The 18,493-nt window shown below is 61.8% G+C and carries 19 protein-coding genes; 5 read left to right on the plus strand and 14 right to left on the minus strand.

Annotated features, from left to right (window positions below; genetic code table 11):
* Positions 1-138 precede the first annotated feature (138 nt).
* A complete protein-coding gene (locus tag O1W68_RS03330; RefSeq protein ID WP_269301775.1) occupies positions 139-1,287 on the minus strand; it encodes an acetyl-CoA C-acetyltransferase in 1,149 nt (382 codons plus the stop codon).
* 106 nt (positions 1,288-1,393) lie between these two features.
* Entirely contained in the window at positions 1,394-2,770 is a 1,377-nt protein-coding gene (locus O1W68_RS03335; protein ID WP_269301454.1) for an MFS transporter, read from the minus strand.
* 506 nt (positions 2,771-3,276) lie between these two features.
* Between O1W68_RS03335 and O1W68_RS03340 the strand changes: the two genes are divergently transcribed.
* Together O1W68_RS03340 and O1W68_RS03345 are read left to right on the plus strand one after the other, a co-directional pair.
* Positions 3,277-3,909: a TetR/AcrR family transcriptional regulator gene (locus O1W68_RS03340; protein WP_269301455.1), complete on the plus strand. Its 633-nt coding sequence runs from the start codon at positions 3,277-3,279 to the stop codon at positions 3,907-3,909.
* A gap of 74 nt (positions 3,910-3,983) precedes the next feature.
* On the plus strand, positions 3,984-4,841 hold the full coding sequence (locus O1W68_RS03345) for a phytanoyl-CoA dioxygenase family protein (protein WP_269301456.1): 858 nt from the start codon (positions 3,984-3,986) through the stop codon (positions 4,839-4,841).
* A 22-nt stretch (positions 4,842-4,863) separates the two neighbouring features.
* Here the strand turns inward: O1W68_RS03345 and O1W68_RS03350 are convergent, their stop codons facing one another.
* The 5 genes from O1W68_RS03350 to O1W68_RS03370 are packed head-to-tail and all read right to left on the minus strand — an operon-like array spanning position 4,864 to position 11,354.
* Entirely contained in the window at positions 4,864-6,471 is a 1,608-nt protein-coding gene (locus tag O1W68_RS03350) for an ABC transporter substrate-binding protein (protein ID WP_269301457.1), read from the minus strand.
* Positions 6,472-6,527: 56 nt separating this feature from the next.
* Positions 6,528-7,880, minus strand: coding sequence for a DUF1254 domain-containing protein (locus O1W68_RS03355; protein ID WP_269301458.1), 1,353 nt, complete (start codon positions 7,878-7,880; stop codon positions 6,528-6,530).
* A gap of 56 nt (positions 7,881-7,936) precedes the next feature.
* Positions 7,937-9,313 (minus strand): aldehyde dehydrogenase family protein, encoded by a 1,377-nt coding sequence (locus O1W68_RS03360; protein ID WP_269301459.1) that lies wholly within the window; start codon positions 9,311-9,313, stop codon positions 7,937-7,939.
* The gene (locus O1W68_RS03365; protein ID WP_269301460.1) at positions 9,310-10,119 is read right to left on the minus strand and encodes an SDR family oxidoreductase; all 810 of its coding nucleotides are present in this window, start codon (positions 10,117-10,119) and stop codon (positions 9,310-9,312) included. Before O1W68_RS03365 ends, O1W68_RS03360 begins: the two co-directional genes overlap by 4 nt.
* Positions 10,116-11,354: a cytochrome P450 gene (locus O1W68_RS03370; RefSeq protein WP_269301461.1), complete on the minus strand. Its 1,239-nt coding sequence runs from the start codon at positions 11,352-11,354 to the stop codon at positions 10,116-10,118. The genes O1W68_RS03365 and O1W68_RS03370 overlap by 4 nt, the downstream gene beginning before the upstream one ends.
* 137 nt (positions 11,355-11,491) lie before the next feature.
* Here O1W68_RS03370 and O1W68_RS03375 point away from each other — a divergent pair, with 137 nt between their 5' ends.
* A complete protein-coding gene (locus tag O1W68_RS03375) occupies positions 11,492-12,178 on the plus strand; it encodes a TetR/AcrR family transcriptional regulator (protein WP_269301462.1) in 687 nt (228 codons plus the stop codon).
* 83 nt (positions 12,179-12,261) lie between these two features.
* Positions 12,262-12,696 (plus strand): hypothetical protein, encoded by a 435-nt coding sequence (locus tag O1W68_RS03380; protein ID WP_269301463.1) that lies wholly within the window; start codon positions 12,262-12,264, stop codon positions 12,694-12,696.
* 6 nt (positions 12,697-12,702) lie between these two features.
* On the opposite strand, the gene O1W68_RS03385 is transcribed toward O1W68_RS03380, so the two are convergent.
* The 5 genes from O1W68_RS03385 to O1W68_RS03405 all read right to left on the minus strand — a co-directional run bounded on the left by O1W68_RS03385 (position 12,703) and on the right by O1W68_RS03405 (position 15,980).
* The gene (locus O1W68_RS03385; protein ID WP_269301464.1) at positions 12,703-13,356 is read right to left on the minus strand and encodes an RES family NAD+ phosphorylase; all 654 of its coding nucleotides are present in this window, start codon (positions 13,354-13,356) and stop codon (positions 12,703-12,705) included.
* Positions 13,343-13,978: a hypothetical protein gene (locus O1W68_RS03390; RefSeq protein WP_269301465.1), complete on the minus strand. Its 636-nt coding sequence runs from the start codon at positions 13,976-13,978 to the stop codon at positions 13,343-13,345. Before O1W68_RS03390 ends, O1W68_RS03385 begins: the two co-directional genes overlap by 14 nt.
* An 86-nt stretch (positions 13,979-14,064) precedes the next feature.
* Complete coding sequence (locus O1W68_RS03395; protein ID WP_269301466.1) at positions 14,065-14,865, minus strand: YoaK family protein; 801 nt, start codon at positions 14,863-14,865, stop codon at positions 14,065-14,067.
* 4 nt (positions 14,866-14,869) lie between these two features.
* Positions 14,870-15,034: a RidA family protein gene (locus O1W68_RS03400; protein WP_269301467.1), complete on the minus strand. Its 165-nt coding sequence runs from the start codon at positions 15,032-15,034 to the stop codon at positions 14,870-14,872.
* Positions 15,035-15,104: 70 nt separating this feature from the next.
* A complete protein-coding gene (locus O1W68_RS03405) occupies positions 15,105-15,980 on the minus strand; it encodes a LysR family transcriptional regulator (protein WP_269301468.1) in 876 nt (291 codons plus the stop codon).
* Between the two features lie 122 nt (positions 15,981-16,102).
* Between O1W68_RS03405 and O1W68_RS03410 the strand changes: the two genes are divergently transcribed.
* Entirely contained in the window at positions 16,103-17,008 is a 906-nt protein-coding gene (locus tag O1W68_RS03410; RefSeq protein ID WP_269301469.1) for an EamA family transporter, read from the plus strand.
* A 103-nt stretch (positions 17,009-17,111) separates the two neighbouring features.
* On the opposite strand, the gene O1W68_RS03415 is transcribed toward O1W68_RS03410, so the two are convergent.
* On the minus strand, positions 17,112-17,600 hold the full coding sequence (locus tag O1W68_RS03415) for an SRPBCC family protein (protein WP_269301470.1): 489 nt from the start codon (positions 17,598-17,600) through the stop codon (positions 17,112-17,114).
* Between the two features lie 16 nt (positions 17,601-17,616).
* Entirely contained in the window at positions 17,617-18,438 is an 822-nt protein-coding gene (locus O1W68_RS03420) for an ArsR/SmtB family transcription factor (RefSeq protein WP_269301471.1), read from the minus strand.
* Positions 18,439-18,493: the final 55 nt, after the last annotated feature.

The following is an 18,493-nucleotide window of genomic DNA, read 5'->3' on the forward strand; positions in this document are numbered from 1 at the left end:
AGCGAGTCGATCCAGTGCTTTCTTGAAGCGCCATCTGTCCCCGGATCCGGGAAAATGAGGATGCAGGTCCTCGTCGAATCGTTCTATAACGCTAGATCGAGTACGCGAACCAATCGTCCATTCGTCGAATCGCTTGTTTCACAGTCTTTCTATGATTGTCACGTTGGCTTGGCCGCCGCCCTCACACATGGTCTGGAGGCCGAAGCGTCCGCCGGTGCGTTCCAATTCGTGGAGAAGTGTGGTCATCAAGCGTGCGCCGGTCGCGCCGAGTGGATGCCCCAGCGCGATCGCACCACCATTGACATTGACTTTCGACAGATCGGCCCCAGTTTCTTTCTGCCATGCGAGAACGACCGAGACGAAAGCTTCGTTCATTTCGATGAGGTCGATGTCATCGAGTGTCAGACCAGTAAGTCGCAATGCGTGTTCAGTGGCAGGAATCGGCGCTGTCAACATCATGACCGGGTCCGCACCGCGACCGGACATGTGATGGATGCGAGCACGTGGCGTAAGTCCGTATCGGTTGACCGCCGACTCGCTCGCAACGAGTAGCGCTGCAGAAGCGTCTGAGAGCTGACTCGATACCGCCGCAGTTATCAGACCTCCCTCAACAACAGGTGGGAGCGAGCGAATCTTCTCCCAGTCCGGTGTGCGCGGCCCCTCGTCTGCTGTCACATCTCCGACCGGCACAATTTCTCGCGCGAATCGCCCCTCCTCTCGTGCACGGATGGCGCGGGTGTGGCTTTCGACGGCGTAGGCCTCCATCTGAGGTCGCGTGATGTTCCATTTTTCTGCAATCATCTCAGCGGCGCGGATTTGTCCAATCGGATCGGTGCCGTACCGCTGGACCCAGCCTGTCGATCCAAGGAAGGGATCGTCGAAGCCGTATGGCTTTCCGGCCAGCATCGCTGCACCGATCGGAATAGCACTCATGTTCTGAACTCCGCCTGCGACAACGAGTTCTGCGGTCCCGGAGAGAACCGCGGACGCCGCGAAATGAAGGGCCTGCTGGGAGGAGCCGCACTGACGGTCCACGGTGACGCCCAGAACATGTTCCGGGAGCCCGGCCGCGAGCCAAGAGGTCCTCGCAACATTGCCCGCTTGTGGCCCCACTGCATCGGAACAACCGAATATCACGTTGTCCACGTAGCCCGGGTCGATCCCCGTTCTCGACATCAACTCCGTGAGGACATGTGCTCCCAGATCTGCCGAATGGCAGCCCTGAAGCCCACCGCGACGCCGTCCCACCGGTGTTCGGACGGCGTCGACCAAATATGCAGTACCGATTCCTTGCATCTCGTAGCACCTCTGTTCTTCTCGAAAGGGATTCGTCAAGCCCGCGTTTCTACCGCTGTCGATCGACGCAATCCGTCGGTCTCAATACCGTGTGAGGTCACTGTGCGCTGATGTCCGCGCTGGGGTGGGCGGGGCTAGGTTCGACGTCGATCGTGTTGAGGTCGCGCCCTCGGGTCTCTTTGATCATGGTCAGTGCCCCGATCGATATGCCTGCGGTGATGACGATGATCAGGCTCAGCGGGACGCTGGAGCCGCCGAATCCGGCGAGCAGGACGCTGGCGATCAAAGGGGTGAAGCCTGCGCCGATGAGGCTGGCGCCTTGGTATCCGAGGGATGCGCCCGTGTAGCGGACGGTGGTACCGAACATCTCCGACAGCAGCGGGACCAGGGGTGCGAACATCATGTTCTGGAAGATTTGCGCGATGACCAGGCCACCCGCCATCAGTGCGATGGAGCCGGTGTTGATCAGCATGTAGAGCGGGAACGCAAAGATGATTGCGCCTGTAGCGCCGATGAACACGACCGTACGACGGCCGATTCGGTCGGACAGCGTGGATGCCAGTGGGATGGCGACAAGCGCGACCACGGACAGGAGTATCAGTACCCGGATCACTTCCGACTTGTCGTAGCCGATGCCCGTCGCATACGCGATGATGTGTGAGGTCATGAGCGCGGTGAGCGCGAAGGGAGCAATACCCGCAGCACATGCCAGCAGTACGGGGCGAGGACTGCGGATCAGTCGGCTCAGTGGGGTGCGTTCGGGCTTTTCGGTTTCGGCGCGTTCGGCTGCTTGTTGGAACACTGGGCTTTCCGTGACCCGCGACCGGACGTAGAGGCCTACGACGACGAGCAGTGCACTGAACAGGAACGGGATACGCCAGCCCCACGATTGCAGGCTCTCGTCCGGCAGTAGAGTCACCAAGGCGACGGCGACCGTCGACATCAAGAACCCCAGCGGTGACCCCAAATTCATGATGCCGGCCCATTTTCCGCGATTCTCGGCATCGGCATGTTCGACGACCATCAGTGCGGCACCGCCCCATTCGCCGCCGACTGCTACACCCTGCAAGATTCGCAGGACGATGAGCAGAATCGGGGCCGTGACGCCGATCGCGGCGTAACTGGGCAACAGTCCGATGAGGACGCTCGCCACGCCCATCAGTGCCATCGTGACGATGAGGATGTGCTTGCGGCCGAACCGATCGCCGAAGTGGCCGAACAGGATTCCGCCCAATGGGCGCGCGACGTAGCCCACGGCCAGGGTGCCGAAAGCGGCGATGGTGGAGACCGCCTGCGATTCCCCCGGGAAGAACACGTCACCGAACACGAGGGCTGCCATCGTGCTGTACAGCAGGAAATCGTAGTACTCGAGGGCTGTGCCCAACAGAGACGACAGCGCAACTTTGCGTAGTTGCGTCGCTGAGGTGGCGCTTGGAAGATCGTGAACGCGCCCGTCGACCTCATTGCTATCCATCTGGATCCACTCCTTTTGCAGGCCCATAGGGCCAAGACTCGCCACGGAAACACAGCGCATATTTGATGAGAAAGAATAAACCAAGCATTCGCTAGGTTGAACGATAGCGATGTGGTGGCAGTCACGTCAAGGACTACGAGGCCGCAACAAACGAAGCTGCAAATGGGCTGGATAGAAGTATAAAACCAGGTAAAAGGACTAGTGGATTTTCATTCTGGAGTCCGATCGTTGGGACCTGTCACCTCCGCCTGTCTCTGACCAAGCGTTTGTTACTTCGATCTTCCTACGTCTCATCACCGTATTCACGGCCTACTATGTCGAGATCGTCGTTGCACTCCCCCGCGACACCTCCGGCAAGGTCGATAAGCTGCGACTGCGGCAAAGTGGATGACCCCACTACTCCGCGGATCAGGCCACCAGGGCCTGCGCAGCACGTACCTACCAACTGGCAACGCGACCGAGATCATGCTCCGTCTTGCGGGGTACTCAGAAGGCAACGGGGAATCATGCCGACGAATGCCACTGCCAACGCCGAGCAGCGGAAACAGCAGGTGCTGCACACGGCAACGAAGCTGTTCGCAGAGAATGGCTTGGCAGGTACGTCGATGCGCATGATCGCAAGCAGCATCGGCATCCTTCCGAGCAGCCTCTACCAATACGTGCCCTCGAAGGAGTCGCTCCTGGAGGAGATCGTCATCGGCCACTTACGTGCGATGAATACCGAATTTCATCGGGTTGTCGACCGGTCACTGCCTCCGGAGCTCGAACTCGGTGAGCTGATTCGTAGGTCTCTGACGCTGATCGACGAGGATCCACACTCGCCACAGATTTGCCGCAACGAGGAAAGCACCATACGACAACTCGGCGGTCACGACGAGATCCGCGCACTCGCGGTGAGCAACCACAAACTATGGATCGCTTCGCTCGAACGCGGAATCAGTGAAGGCGTCTACCGACGATCGATCGCCCCGAACGTTGCATACGAATTGATCAAAGATGGCCTGTGGCTTACCGGGCGATGGTTCCGCCCCACCGCCGAGTACTCACTGGCCGACCTCTCGGTCGAATGCGTCGAGTTCTACCTGAACGCACTGATGCCGAAACAGAGCCCAATCGGATCCACTGCTGGAAATCCCTGAGCCGATTACTGCACCGGCCCAACAATTCTGGTGCACGCTACTTCAACGTCTCGTATATCTAGGGAGTGCCGATCATGACGCAGCCGCCCCGCCTTCACGCCTCGGAGTCGATGCAGTCAATCACCGATGCTCTGCAAGAGCATGGCGTCGTGATTGTCGAAGACCTGCTTGACCAGGACCTCCTCACCCGTTTCAATGCCGAACTCGACTCTCACCTGAGCGAGCGAGCGCAGGGTGCGGAGCGTGGGTTCGTCAATGCTGTGGTGGCGGACTTTTTCGGCGAACACACTGAGCACCTGGCTGGGCTGGCGGCGAAGTCGACGGTTTTTGCCACCGAGGTGCTCACCCACCCGATTTATCGTGGAGTGTGCGACGCGGTGTTGCTACCGAACTGCGCGGCCTATCAGCTCAATCTCGGCCAGGTGCTCAATCGCGGCCCCGGAGGGACTGCCCAATATCTCCACCGCGACGAAGCCGTCTGGGTCCATGTACCCAAGCCGCGGCCGACCCTTCAGTTGGCGTCCGTGGTGGCGCTGCGGGACTTCACTGCGGAGAACGGTGCCACCCGGGTTATCCCGGGCAGTCACTTGTGGGATCCGCAGCGCCAACCGACCGACGCCGAGGCGATTCCTGCGGTGATGAAAGCCGGCTCGGGGATCATCTACCTTGGTTCGACCATCCACGCTGCCGGCGCGAACACCACCGCTGATCAGTGGCGTCGCGGGTTGCACATCAGCTACTGCGTGGGTTGGCTGCGGACCGAGGAGAACCAGGTCCTGTCGATACCGATGGAGCAGGTGCGCGCCTTGCCGCGCGAGTCGCAGAATCTTTTGGGATTCGGCGTGCATGATGCGGTCGCGCAGCGCGGCGGCTACCTCGGCACGGTCGATCTTTCCGATCCGGTCGAACTGATCGCCGCGGGAAAGCTCTGAGTGCCCACCCAGTCGCTGATACTCAGGAGAGCCAGACCTCGTCGAGAAGCATGATGTCGGCGAAACTGTGGGATGCGCCCTGAACTTCAGGCTGCCAGACCACCAGATTGTCCTGCGCTGCCAGCGGCAGAGTAGGTACCGTTTCGGTGGCCAGCGACTCGATATCGTCGATGGCTGATTGGATTTCCTCCTGTGTACCTGCCATTTGCAGTGTGGCAAGCAACTCGTCCATCTCAGGGTTCGAGTACCCGGAGGCGTTCCCCGTCGAGTCGCTGTGGAAGACCGAGTAGAGCTTGAGGAATGGGGCCGAATCGCGGATGCTGAGGGCGGACTGGCCCAGGTCGTAGTTCTTTTCGACGTTGATCACTCGGATGATGTCGCTGGTGGAGTTCAAGAACTCGACCTCTGCGTCGAATCCGACGGCATTGAGCATCGCCTGGATCGCGAGTGCCCGGGCCTGCGCCTCCGGTGCCTGGCGCGTTGTGAACGTGATCTTGCCGTCGTAGCCGTCTGCTTTGGCTTCTTCCAGTAGCGAACGAGCACCTTCGGGGTCGTACTTCGAGGCCGGGGCGCCTGTATTCCAGCGTGACGCCTCCGAGAACAGCGCGACGCTCGGACGGCCGATCCCGTCCTGAGTCCGCTCATCGAATGCGACCGGGTCGACGGCTTTGATCAGTGCCTGCCGCACCCTCAGGTCCGACCCAGGGCGGCCTTCAGCGTTGTTGATCAACACGTCGTTGCCGGCATTCATCACATTCAGATAGCCGGGGTTGCCAGCTCCGACGACGTCAGCGACGATCTGTGCCTCGACGGTGAAAAACATCTCCAGCTGTCCGGTGTTGAACATGTCCAACTGTTGTTGGCCGCCTGCCGAGGGGAGGAAACGTACGCCGTCGAGTTTCGCGTCACCACCCCAATAGCCCTCGCGTCGTTCGAGCTGAATCTGCTCGTTCGGCTTGTTCGCTTCCAGCACGAAGGGTCCGGCCCCGATCGGGGTGAAATTCTCCGCTTGATCGGACTGCGCGGCAACTATCATGCCCGGGCCCGTGGCCAACATAGTCGGGAATGTGGCCCAGGGACTGGACAGTTCGAAGATCACTGTCGAGTCGTCGGGTGCCGATATCGACGAGACAGCGTTCTTCCACAGCTGCGAGTCGGGACCACGATTGGCGACGTACCGATCGATGCTCCACCGAACCGCTTCGGCGTCGAGGCTTTCGCCGTTGCTGAAGGTCACCCCGTCCCGCAGGGTCAACGTCCACGTCTTACCGTCGTCGCTGACGGTGAGGTCCTCGGCGAGTTGGGGTTCGAACTCGCCGGCCTGACCGTCGAAGCGCACGAGCACGTCGTAGATTGCTGCCATCTCGGTGCCACCTGTCGAACCGGACGCCATGGTGCGTGCGGGGTCCAGGGTTGCGGGCAGCGCCAGCGAGCCGAACGACAAGGTGCCACCGCTTACCGGTTCGCCGGCATCGGCCGAGCTACCGACCGGCCCGCTCACGCCGGCCATCGCGTCGCCTGTAGCTGCTTCTTCACTCGACGCACATGAACTCAACAAGAGCGCGGTCGCTGCCGCGAGCACGATGGCACCGCTCAGTCGAGGCGTACTGGATAGTGCGCGTTCAGTCACCGGTCCTCCAGTATTCAAGTGTGGCAGCCGGTATCCGCGCCACGGAATGATTCGGTTCACTGCGATACCGCTTGCGGCTCGGTGCTGGGAACTACCGTCACCTTGGGCGGCAACCAGTCATGAGTGTTGACGCTGACGTGCGGGAAGTAGATGCGCAGGGTGATTCCGAAATTCTCGGGGCGGACGGGCAACCAGTTGCACTCACGACCATGTCCCGGATTTGTCGCACCGATCCAAAGGTCCAGTGAGCCATCGTCGTTCAGTGTCAGATCCTGGCTGTCATCGAGTGCATAGCGATCGAGTTCATTGTCGAACAACTGTCCGGATGCGGAGTAGGCGGTGAGGGACCACCAGCCCCAGTCACCGTATGGCGGCAACTGGCCGGGTTCGAAATGAAGATTGTAGGTTTTTGTCCCGGTGAGCTGTTCTCCATCAGAGTCCACCTGCGTCGACGGATAGGCCGTGACATCAACGGGATTGGCGAATCCGCCGTGCGCAATTCTTGCGCGGTAGAGGTACTTGGTGCCGAAATTTCCGATGGACTCGTCCAGGTAGATCCAACCATCGATCGCCGTGACTCGGCGGCTCTCGTTGACCTTGCTACCGCCCATGAAACCAGGCAGCCGACCGGCTCGTTCCTGGACGGATTCCGGAAGAGATGCTAAATCGAATGTCAATCCTGCGCCGATGCCCAATGCGGCGAATCGATCCAAGGCCGGCTGGTCTTCGGGGGCACCCGGGTTGCTGGCTGCCAGGCTGTTGAAGCGATCGAAGTACTCGCTCGCCTCCATCTTCTGAAGATGGAGGACGGGTAAGTAATCGAGATCGGGCGTGTAACTCCCGCGTGGGTAGGTGTGCTCTTTGCCGTGCTGCGACAGCGGATACAGGTCCATCGAGTCTTGGATTTTGCGCGGCTCTTCCAGGTCCTCGGGCCCGTAGCACCGGACGCGCAGGAGCAGCCAGACGAAGTCGGTCGACACCGGGACAGGGATGACATCTTCCGGCAACGCACCGTCGAATCGTGGACCGATCAATGCGTAGGTGACTGCGTCGTTCCCGCCGACGCCCCCGGTGCCGAGCACCGCCGGGGTGTTCGAGTAGCCATCGAACGGTTGAATCGAGCAGTACCGGTCGGTTTCCGGCTTGAACAGCAGGTACGGCTCTTCTCCCAGGTCAAGATAGGCCTGGGAGTACAACGTGTCCACGTTGGGCCGGGTGAGGCTGTGGAGGGCGGGGGTCGCCAAATCTCTGGAGTGGAACAACTGGTTGAGCGGCGCGCGATCTGCGGTGGGGGTCTCGGTGTTGGTCACCATCGCGCGGATGGTGTCCATCAACACCAAGGGGTAGGCGTACACATACGCATCTTCGAGATCCTGGGCAGCGTCGCTGGACATATTTTCAACAGCCATGAAGAGTGCTCCATTTCGAGGTAAGAACGACTAGACGTTCGATAGCGGTCGTTCGATCAATTGATGACACGGGTGATGAGGAAATCGTCGATGCCGGCACGGCCGCCCTCGCGGCCGAAGCCGCTGGCCTTGACCCCGCCGAACGGGACGTTCACGTCGAGGGCGTTGTGCTTGTTGATCCACACGGTGCCGGCCTCGATTCCCTCGGCCACCTGCCGGGCCCGGTCGGTGTCGGCGGACCACACCGACGCACCGAGACCGAACTCCTGGCCGTCGATACGCGTGAGGACCTCGTCCAGGTTGTCGTAGGCGATGATCGGCAGCACTGGACCGAATTGCTCGAGCCTGACGACGTCGGCATCGTCACCGAGGTCCGTTAACACGGTCGGCGCCAGGAAGTGGCCGGGCAGTTCACCTTTCGCAGCAGACGGGCCACCCGTGACCACGCGCGCCCCTCCCGCGATCGCGTCCGCGATCAGCTTCTCGACGAAGTCGCGCTGCGCCCGGGTGTGGAGCGGACCCATTGTGGTGCCGGATTCCAGGCCGTCGCCGACGACACGCTGCCGCACGTGTACTTCGAGTGCTTCGGTGAAATCACTGTGCTGTGCGCGCGGAACGTAGACGCGCTTGGGTGCGATGCACATCTGGCCCGCATTCATGAACGCCCCAGCAGCGAGCCGCTCCGCGGCCTGCGCAATGTCGGCGTCCGCGAGCAGGATCGCGGGGTCGTTGCCACCGAGTTCGAGCGTCAGTGGCGTAACGGCTTCCGCGGACTGACGGATGATTTCCCGGCCGATCTGCGTCGATCCGGTGAACGACACCTTGCGCACCCTGCGGTCCGTCACCAATGCCTGCCCGACGCTGGGCCCGCCGGCCACCAACCCGATCACACCCTCGGGAAGGACGGAGGACAGAATCTCGACGAACTCGGTGACCACCCTCGATACTGTCTCCGCCGGCTTGACGATGACGGTGTTTCCGGCAATCAACGCCGGTGCAATCTTGGCTGTTGCCAAGTAGATAGGAAAGTTCCAGGGCACGATCGCGGCGATAACGCCGTACGGAGCGTGCACCACGGTGGCGTGGTGCCCACCGAGCACCTGCTGGGTCCGGCTGGTCTCCCACTCCACATCCGCGGCCGCGCGGAAAGCCTCGGCGGCGATCCAGATCTCCTGCTTTGCCTCGGCCAGCGGTTTCCCCTGCTCGCGGGTAAGCAACTCGGCCAACGCGTCGGCGTGTGCGTGGATTTGCCCGGTGATGAGTCGAGCCAGGTCCTGCCGGGCGGGAAGGCCGCGTCGCCACGTGGGTAGGGCGGCGGTTGCCGCGGCGATTGTTTTCTCGATCTCGGCCGGGGTCGAGATGGTGGTCTCAGCCACGACCTCGAGGGTGGCCGGGTTGACCGAGGTCAAGACGGATCCGATTTCCTGTGTCATGTGTTGCCTCCCAAGGGGTTCATCAGGGTGAAGATCTGCGCTCCGTAGCCGCCGTCGACGGGTAGGTCCACGCCGTTGATCCAGCTGGCGGACGGTGAGGACATGAACACGATGGCGTCTGCGATCTCGCCTGGATCTGCATGGCGGCCGGACCAGTCTCGGGCACCGGCAATCGCGTCGGCACCCATTGCCTCGGTGAAATCCTCCAGCAGTGGGGTTTGCACGGTGCCCGGCGAGACCGAGTTGGCCCGCAGCCCGATGGCACGGTTCGCGGTGGCGGTAGCGAGCATGTTCACCACCGCGGCTTCCTTCGATATTTGGTAGCACTCGCCCTGAATATCGGGGTGGGAGTCGAACAGTGCATAAGCCTGCTCCCAATCCTCCTGCGCCAGAAATTCTTTGGCGCGCACATAATTGGACCGCCAGGCGAAGCCGGCCTGGGATGCCGTGGTGACCACGGCGGCCGAATCACGGAACTTAGGGAGCAGCAACCGCGTCAGATCCCGCGGTGCCAGTGCGTTGACCGCAAGCACCTGCCGCCACGGGCGGGTTGCAGCCACCCCCGCGTTGTTGACCAGGACGTCGATTGGCTCGTTGATGGCATCGGCGACCTCGCGCACACCGTCCTGCGTCGACAGGTCTGCCTGGATCAGAGTGGCGACCCCGGGCATCGAGGACGCATCCGCGTCAGAAATATCGACTCCGATCACTCGCACCCCCGACGCGGCCAACTTTGCTGAGGTTGCGGCGCCGATGCCTGTTGCGCAACCGGTGACTACCGCCGTGCGCTCATGTGTATCGGTCATCGCGGCTGCACCGGGCATGTCCCGTAGCTCACCGGCAGTGATTTCACACTGTTGATGAACGAGGAGTTGAGCCTGCTCGGGGGCCCGATCACGCTGATATCCGGCATCTGTTCGGCAATAGCGTCGTAGATCAACTCGATCTCCATCCGAGCGAGATTTGCACCGATGCAGTAGTGCGCGCCGGTGCCACCGAAACCCAGGTGCGGATTCGGGTCGCGGCCGATATCGAAGGTGTGGGGATTGTCGAACACGGTCTCGTCGTAGTTGGCCGAGGCGTAGAGCATCAGTAGGCGATCACCCTTGCCGATGGACTGCCCGCCCAACTCGGTATCCCGGGTGGCGGTGCGCTGGAAGGAAAACACGGGGCTGGACCACCGAATGATCTCGTCGATGGCAGTCTTGGGCCGTTCGCGGCGGAACGTCTCCCACTGCTCGGGGTTGTCTTGAAAAGCCATCATGCCGTGGGTGATGGCGTTTCGGGTGGTCTCGCTGCCGGCGACCATCAGCAGCACCACGAAGTAGCCGAACTCCAAGTCGGTGAGCGCACCGTCCTCGTCCTGCGCGCGGACCAGGGCGGTCGCGATGTCCTCTGCCGGGCATTCCCGCCGGTCCGCCGCCAGGCCCATCGAGTACTGCATGACCTGGCCGATCGCGGCGACGGGATCGCCGATGATGTCCGGATCATCGCGGCCGGTCATGATGTTGGACCATTCGAAGACCTTGTGGCGCTGCTCCTGAGGAATTCCGATGAGTTCTGTGATCGCTTGCAGCGGAAGCTCGGCCGCGATATCTGCGACGAACTCTCCAGTGCCATCAGCTAGTGCGTCGGCAACGATCTTGTCGGCGCGCGCAGACAGCGCATCGCGCAGCTTGGCGATAGCTCGGGGGGTGAAGCCTCGGGAGATGATCTTCCGTAGCGCAGTGTGCTCCGGCGCATCCATGTTCAGCATGATTCCGCGATTGGCATCGATGGCTGCGCGTGGGACATGGTCGGAGTAGCGAGCGATGGCGGTGTTCTCCCACGAGGAGTACAGGTCACTGTCCCGGGATACCTCTTGAACCAGGGCGTGAGTGGAAACAACCCAGTAGCCCTCGTCCTCGAAGCCGCCGATCCCACTGGGCTGCTCGTTCCACCACACCGGATGACTCTTCCTCAACTCAGCGAAAAGCTCGTGGGGAATCCCGTTGTTGTACAGCGTGGGATCGGTGACGTCGATCCCCTTCGGCAGGTTCATATCGAATCCTCACGGGCAGATTGGTAGACCGGCCAGTGCGCACCAGGCACCGACCTGAACTAGTCCGAAAACGTTAACGAGTTTCGTTAACTAGAGTGATGTGGATCATACTAACGGAGTTCGTTAGGCTGTCAACCATGAGCATTCATCCACTGAGTGCCGAGCCTGATTCGGCGCGTGAGCGACTGATGCGGGCGGGCGAGACTCTGTTTGCGGACAATCGTCCGAATGGTGTGCGTCTGCGCGAGCTGAACACGCTCGCGGGCGTGCGGAACGACTCCGCAGTGCACTACTACTTCGGCTCCCGCGAAGGGCTGCTCGAGCAGATAGTGGCTGCACACATGGCAGACGTGCGGCAGCGCGTAGACGAGTGCACCCAGCAGCTATGCAGCGGCGATCAGTCCTCGCCCGCCGCCGTGCGGGATGCCATCGCAGCCCTCTCCATCCCGTACGCGGAGAAGCTCAGCTCGGAACGTGGCCGGCGCTTCATCCAAATCATGGCCCGCGTGTACGAAGAGCCTGGCAGCATGCCGGAATCGCGCTACATCCCGTCGAGCGCCAGCGCCATGAACCAGATCCGTCGCAGCCTTCCCGACATCCCCCCAGATGTACTCGACGAACGTGTTCGGCTGATCACCAAATTTGTCATTGCCGCATTCGCTGCGCGCACCAGAATGCCGGCGGACGCCCCAGGAAGGCTCGACCTGGACTCCTTCATCGTGAACCTGCTCGATATGGCCACCGCCGCATATTTCGCCGTAGTGCCAGAACCGGGACACTGGCCAGAGAACTGGCCGCGGGTGCACGCCGAGACGCTCGATTGACGGTTGTCACCCGCTCCAGACCCTCGATCCGGCAAGATTGAGACTCGGTCTCGCAATGTCCACGGCAAGAGGGGTGAATGCACATGAAACGCATCCTGAACGTGCTGATCTTCCTCGGCTTCTTCGCGGTGATCTTCATCGTCTTGCTCGCTGTGATCAAGTCGTCCCGGGACACCACGTCGCCCGCGCTCGCCGATGAATCGTTCGTGATCCAGGGCCAACCGACGACGTGCAGCTCGTTGTTCGGAGAGCCATGCGACTTCGACCTTCAAACCGAGTACAACATGTGGGGTAATGGACTCGAATCCTTCGTCGACTCTGGCGTATTGGGGCCCTACGCCGCCGATATCGGTTTCGTGGATTCCGCGAAACTGAGTCTGCAGGCGTGCGGAGTTGCCCGGACCGCAGGAAAAACTGTTCTGGAATTCGACGAACTGGCCCAGCGTGATCACCCGGACGCCACACGTGCGCAGCTGTTCCCGTTCTGGAACCAGACTCGGCAGGATCTGTGCCCTTAACCCTGTTTAGATCAGCACCGCGTTGTAGCGCAGCAGCTCATGTTTGACGCTCACGATCCCCGCTGGCGATTCCAGGTCGATGCGCTCGACTGCCTCGATGGAGTCGAGCGTGGTGTCCTTCGGGCCGGTGAGCAGATAGCAGAACTGGTCTTCATCGTGACGGCTACGGTATTTCAGTCCTTGTGCATCGGCAGTTCCTCTCAGAACGGCACTCGACCATAGGCGCGTGATCGGATACATCCGGGATGGCGTCTTCGTGAGGCGAGCTGTTTGACCGATGTGATGCAGATGCGAACCATGAAGTAACGCAACAGGAATGGGCTGAACGACCCGAACTTGCGAGAGAACCTTGCCCTCCAGCACTACCCTTCTCACGATGCGGGGGCGGGTGGACGGCCGGAGACTGCGGCCGATGACCTCGAGCAGCGCAACGGCGGAGGTGTCACCGAAGTAGGAATACGAGTAGTGGTGTTCGGCGGAGGGGCAGTCGAATCTGCCTCCGTAGGGCGGTTTCGGGATGGTGGGGTTGAGTGTGTCCGCACCTCGTCGAGGATCTGCGGAGTGCACGCGCCACAGCAACGTCCCGACTGCGATGTTCTCTGTGTGCGCCCGAGGAGTTCCTTCGGGCGGTTCAAGCTCGTCCCAGTCAGAGGTACTCACTCGACGAGCTTTCGGCCTCGATCTGCGCAGCATGTAGCACTACTTCCGGGGCCTGCGTCACCATCTCTGCCGGCGTCGCATCGTCGAGATTTTCGTCCTCGCCGAACCACCATGACGCCGCAGCCCACTCTTCATCGGACGCGCCCAGGAGCCGATTGACCTCGTAAACGGTCTCCTGCACCCCTGGGGTGAACTGAAACGCGGGATACACAACTTTGCCCGTTTCAGGGTGAATCAACCGTACGATCTTGGAAGCATCCGCAAGCTTGCGCAATGCATCCGAGGGGTTCTTCCACCGCCCGTGCAGCAGCTCACCGACCTGAGTGGACGTCAACATCTCCTGCTCCAGGATGAAGGAGACTGCGTCACCGAGCAGCCTTCTCTCCTCGATGACATCACTGTCTTGAAGCGCGGGATGCTGGGAAAGGGCGCTCGCGAGTTTTTCATCCTCGCGACCAGCGATGAGCAGGTGCGAGATCCGGTCGCGAACAAGCATGAAACCCGGCCGCGAACGCATGGACTGCATGATCCACCGCGTGTACTCGCTGTCGCTCAAGTGCTCGACTTGCTCCGCGAGATCCGCGACACTTCCTGGTGGCAATACCCGATCAATCGATCTCATGCTCCACACCTCCTCCGATGGCTATATAGATATGCTACATAGAATTCCTATGTTTGGTGCAGGGCGCTGACCCTGACCCCACCGAACTACTGCTGTGCAGATCCAGGCGCGGCTTTCAGATGCCGGTGCCGATGTCGATGCCCGAGGGTCGCGACGGTCAGGGTCAGCACTGCCGCGATCGACAGCGGCACCGCGATGTGGACGCGTAGGAGCAGGGCGCCGACGACGGCTCCGAGGAAGATGATCACGATGGCGCCGAACCGTCGATTCCACACTGCTCGCCAGCCGCCCACGACGAATGTTTCACCGGCCAGCGAGGTGAGGGTGGAGGTGACGACGACTGTGGTCATGTCCTTGATCGCCAACCGGCGCGCGACCGCGGCTTGTTCGCCCATGACGGTGGCGATGCACGCTGCGATGACGACTTTCACGTTCGGGGCCGGGTCCTCGCCCAGTACGAGGAAGACGCCGACCAACACGGCGAGGACGGCTCCGCCGATACCGAGCAGCGTGGTGGTGCGCGGTTGCCAGCCGGGTGCAGTGTTTCGGAGCAGTAGGCCCGATACGAAGGCGCCGGCAGCGAAGGCCACCAAGGCAACTCCCGGTCCGAGTACCGGCAACTCGTCGGCTCCGGCGATACCCATACCGAGGATGACGATGTTGCCCGTCATGTTCCCGGTGAACACACGGTCGAGTCCGAGGAAGCCGACGGCATCGACGACGCCGGTGACGAAGGTGAGGGTCAGCATCAGCCACAGCCCGACCGAATCTCCCCCGACCGGCACCCGCAGGCCGGACACACGTGAGGGTATCTTCGGCAATTCCATATCCATCTGCTTTCGTTGCTCGGTGTCATCGTTCGCCAGGGCGGCCCACAGGAAGTCCATTACTTTAGGACTTTCTGCTCACTGCTGCGGTCAGTTCGATCTCGACGGGAGATCCGGAGGGCAACGACGGGACTCCGACGGCGCTGCGGGCCGGGAGGTAGCCGTCACCGTCACCGAACAGCTCCGCGAGAACTGCTGATGCGCCGACGGCGTCGGCGTGTTGAGTCAATTCTGTTGCACTACAGATAAATACGATAACTTACAGCCCGACGGTGCCGATGAGTGCTCACGTCAGCTGATCAGGCGGCGGCAGTCCGGACTTGGTGAAGAAATGCGGCGGCGGCAGGAGAGGGGCCGTCGCTACTCCAGATCAGGTGTTCTGCTCGACGTGCAGCGTCGTGGACGGGAATGGTGACGACGCCGGTGAGCTGCTGGGCGTAGGCCGATGGGAGCATGCCGATTCCGAGTTCCTGAGCGATGAGTCCGGTCATCAGGTGGGCATCGGTGACGTCGAAGGCTACGTCGCGGCTCAGACCAGCGGCCGCGAAGGCCTGATCCACTTGCGCCCTCCCCGGGGTCCCGGGGGGAAAGTCGACGAAGACTTGACCAGCCAGGTCATGCAGACTGAGTTCCTCGCTATCCGCGAGCGGGTGTGTCGCCGACATGACGACGACATGGTTGTCGTGGGCCAGAAGGTGTTGCGCGACTTCGGTTATCACCCGCTCGATCGGCAACCCGAGGAACGCGACGTCGAGCACTCCAGTGGCGACCTTGTCGACGAGGTCGTCGCTTCCTCCCATCACCAGGGTGATGCGCACCTGTGGGTGACGATCGTGGAACAAGCGCAGTGCAGCAGGCACGTCGACCGCACACACGGTGGGGATCACTCCGACCGATAGTCGGCCACGGACTTCTCCGGTCGCGGCGGAGACTTCGCTGCGCGCACGCTCGGCCGCGGCCAAGCATTGCCGGGCCGCCGGCAGAAACGCCGCTCCGGCGGCGGTCAGGCGCACTTGTCGACTGGTCCGATGAAAGAGTCGCGCGCCGAGTTCGGATTCCAAGCGCGCCACCTGATGACTCAGGGCGGACTGCACCACGAAGCACCGCTCGGCGGCCCGGGTGAAACTGGAGAGCTCGGCGACGGCGACGACGTACGAGAGTTGGCGGAGATCCATCTATCCATCATCAATCACGATCGATGACGTGACAAACATGTGTTGGACTCATGCTTGCGCTATCGCAACGATAAGGGCATGGCATCTACCCCCATCCCGCATTACTCCACTCGAGCGCACCGATGAGCGTGATCAAGACGACCGTCCTCACCGCGATCGCGCCCGCGGTGTGGGGAACGACGTATCTCGTGACTTCCGAATATCTGCCCGCGGGTCATCCACTCTTCTCAGGCTTGGTCCGAGCTCTACCTGCTGGACTGCTCGCGATCGTATTGACTCGCACCCTGCCCACCGGAGCTTGGTGGCCGAGGGCGGCACTCCTGGGGGTGCTCAATATCGGCGCATTCTTTCCCCTGTTGTTCCTGACCGCTTACCGCTTACCTGGCGGGGTCGCCGCAACCTTGAACGCAACTCAACCGATCGTGGTCGCCATTCTGGCCGTGGCGCTACTGAGTGAAGCCTTGTCGTGGTGGCGGTTGGGTTGGGGACTGATCGGAGTTCTCGGCGTGGCGCTGATCGTGCTGACCGGCAGCGCCACCCTGGACGGGGTCAGCCTCCTGGCAGGCATAGGCGCCGCTGCCTCCATGGCAACCGGCGTGACGTTGACCAAGCGCTGGGGCCGGCCCGACGGCGTGGGAGCGATGGCCTTCGCGGGGTGGCAGCTGACCGCCGGCGGGCTGTTCCTGTTGCCGATCACTCTGCTCGTCGAGGGTGTCCCCGACACCATCACCTGGTCTGGGATCGGCGGATACGTCTGGCTCGGCTTGTTCGGTGGGTTGCTGACCTACACGCTGTGGTTCTCCGGCATCGGCCGGCTCCCGGTTACCTCCGCGGCGCTGCTCGGGTTACTTTCGCCGATCGTGGCCGCCGGCCTCGGCGTTGCATTGCTGGGGCAGCTTCTCAGCGGTGTTCAACTCGTCGGCTTCGCTCTCGCTTTGGCCGCCATTGCCGCCGGGCAGTTCAACCCGCCCCGGCGCGCCACGGCATACCGATCACGACAGCCAGTCGATCAGCTCACCAATACCTGACGCGCCGACACATCACGGTGCGCATTGCTGGTGGGGTCAGCCAGTCCTTCGACCTGGTGGACAGTGCCCAAATCCGAGCCACCCCGCTGAAGGAGCGTTCGAATCAACCTTCCCGGTTACGTTGCCCGCCCACGGTATCCGCGACGTCGCGGTACGTGTCCGGCGTGATGGGTGCTGGGGTTTCGCCGGTCAGTAGGGCTTCAAGGCCGGCGCGGAGGTGATAGCCCCAGGCTGTGGTGCAGACTGTGTGGCATTCCAGTTCGGGTCGCAGGCCGCGGTGGGTGAAGGTGATGCGGGTTCCGGCGGGGTCCGGTTCGAACTCGAATGCGACGACGGTTCCGATCCACTCCTCCTGGTCGGAGGTACCGCCCGAGGGAACAACCATCCAGGTGAGGGTGTGGCCCGGGTTTGCCTCGATGACATCGAACTTGGAGTGGTGCAGCTTCGGGACGTCGAAGACGAAGGTGTCGCCGACCTTGGCGGCGGACCCGACGATCATTTCGTTCCACCAACTTTTCGGTGATGCGGCAGCCTCGAATGCCTGGATCGGGCGAGCGGGGACGGTGAAGGTGGTCGTGAAATCGGAGCTCATGGGATCTTCCCTCTCCCTAGTTTTCGGTGGCGGTGAGTTCGGTTGCGTTCTGCATCTGCCAGACCTCGCTCGGCAGCGTCGTCCCGGTTTCCAAGTAGGACTTGAGGTTTGCCAGCACGGTCGGCCAGCCATGCGAGATGCCGTTAAGCATCTCCCTGCTTGCAACGTTCGTGTGGCTGACGGTCAACTTCACGGCGTCGACGACCGGTTCGATCTGATACGTCACGACCGAGCCCGGCTCGTCGAGTGCCTGCGCTGAGGGTTGGAAGGTGAACACCAGGCGGTTCGGTCGATCGGATTCGAGGACTTTGCCCCAGATGTCGTAATGTCCTGTCCGCCCGTCGAATCGGTGTGTCCACGAAGCTCCGACTTCCCAGCCGGAGACGTTGGCCATCCCGCCCCAGTAGATCGCGGTGATGTCGGCGTCGGTGAGTGCCTCCCACACCTGCTCGGCCGACGCTCGAATGTAGGTGACGTACACGTAGTCGGGGAACTGTTCGGCTTCCTTCATGGCGTTGTCCTCCGCTCGTTGTTTGACGACGCCCAGGACGTCGAGGTGTGGACGATCGAAATCACGGATCCAGCGACGTTCGATGTCGTGAATCGGCTCCGGATTCAAGAAGTGTCGACGTTCGCGCCCCTTGCGGACGACAACGACCAGGTTGGCCGCGACAAGTAGATCGAGGTGCTTCGTTACGGACTGACGAGCCATCGACATGCCCTCGCAGAGTTCTCCGAGTTTTTGCGCATTCTCACGTCGCAGGGCGTCCAGAAGTGCACGCCGAGTGGGATCGGCGAGTGCCTTGAAGACTGCGTTGATATCAGGCTGCGGGAGCACCCACCCAATATGCAACCCAATGGCTGCATATGTCAATAGGTCTCCACCCGGCAGC

The sequence above is a fragment of the Rhodococcus sp. H36-A4 genome (genome assembly GCF_027158005.1).
Lineage (GTDB): Bacteria > Actinomycetota > Actinomycetes > Mycobacteriales > Mycobacteriaceae > Rhodococcoides.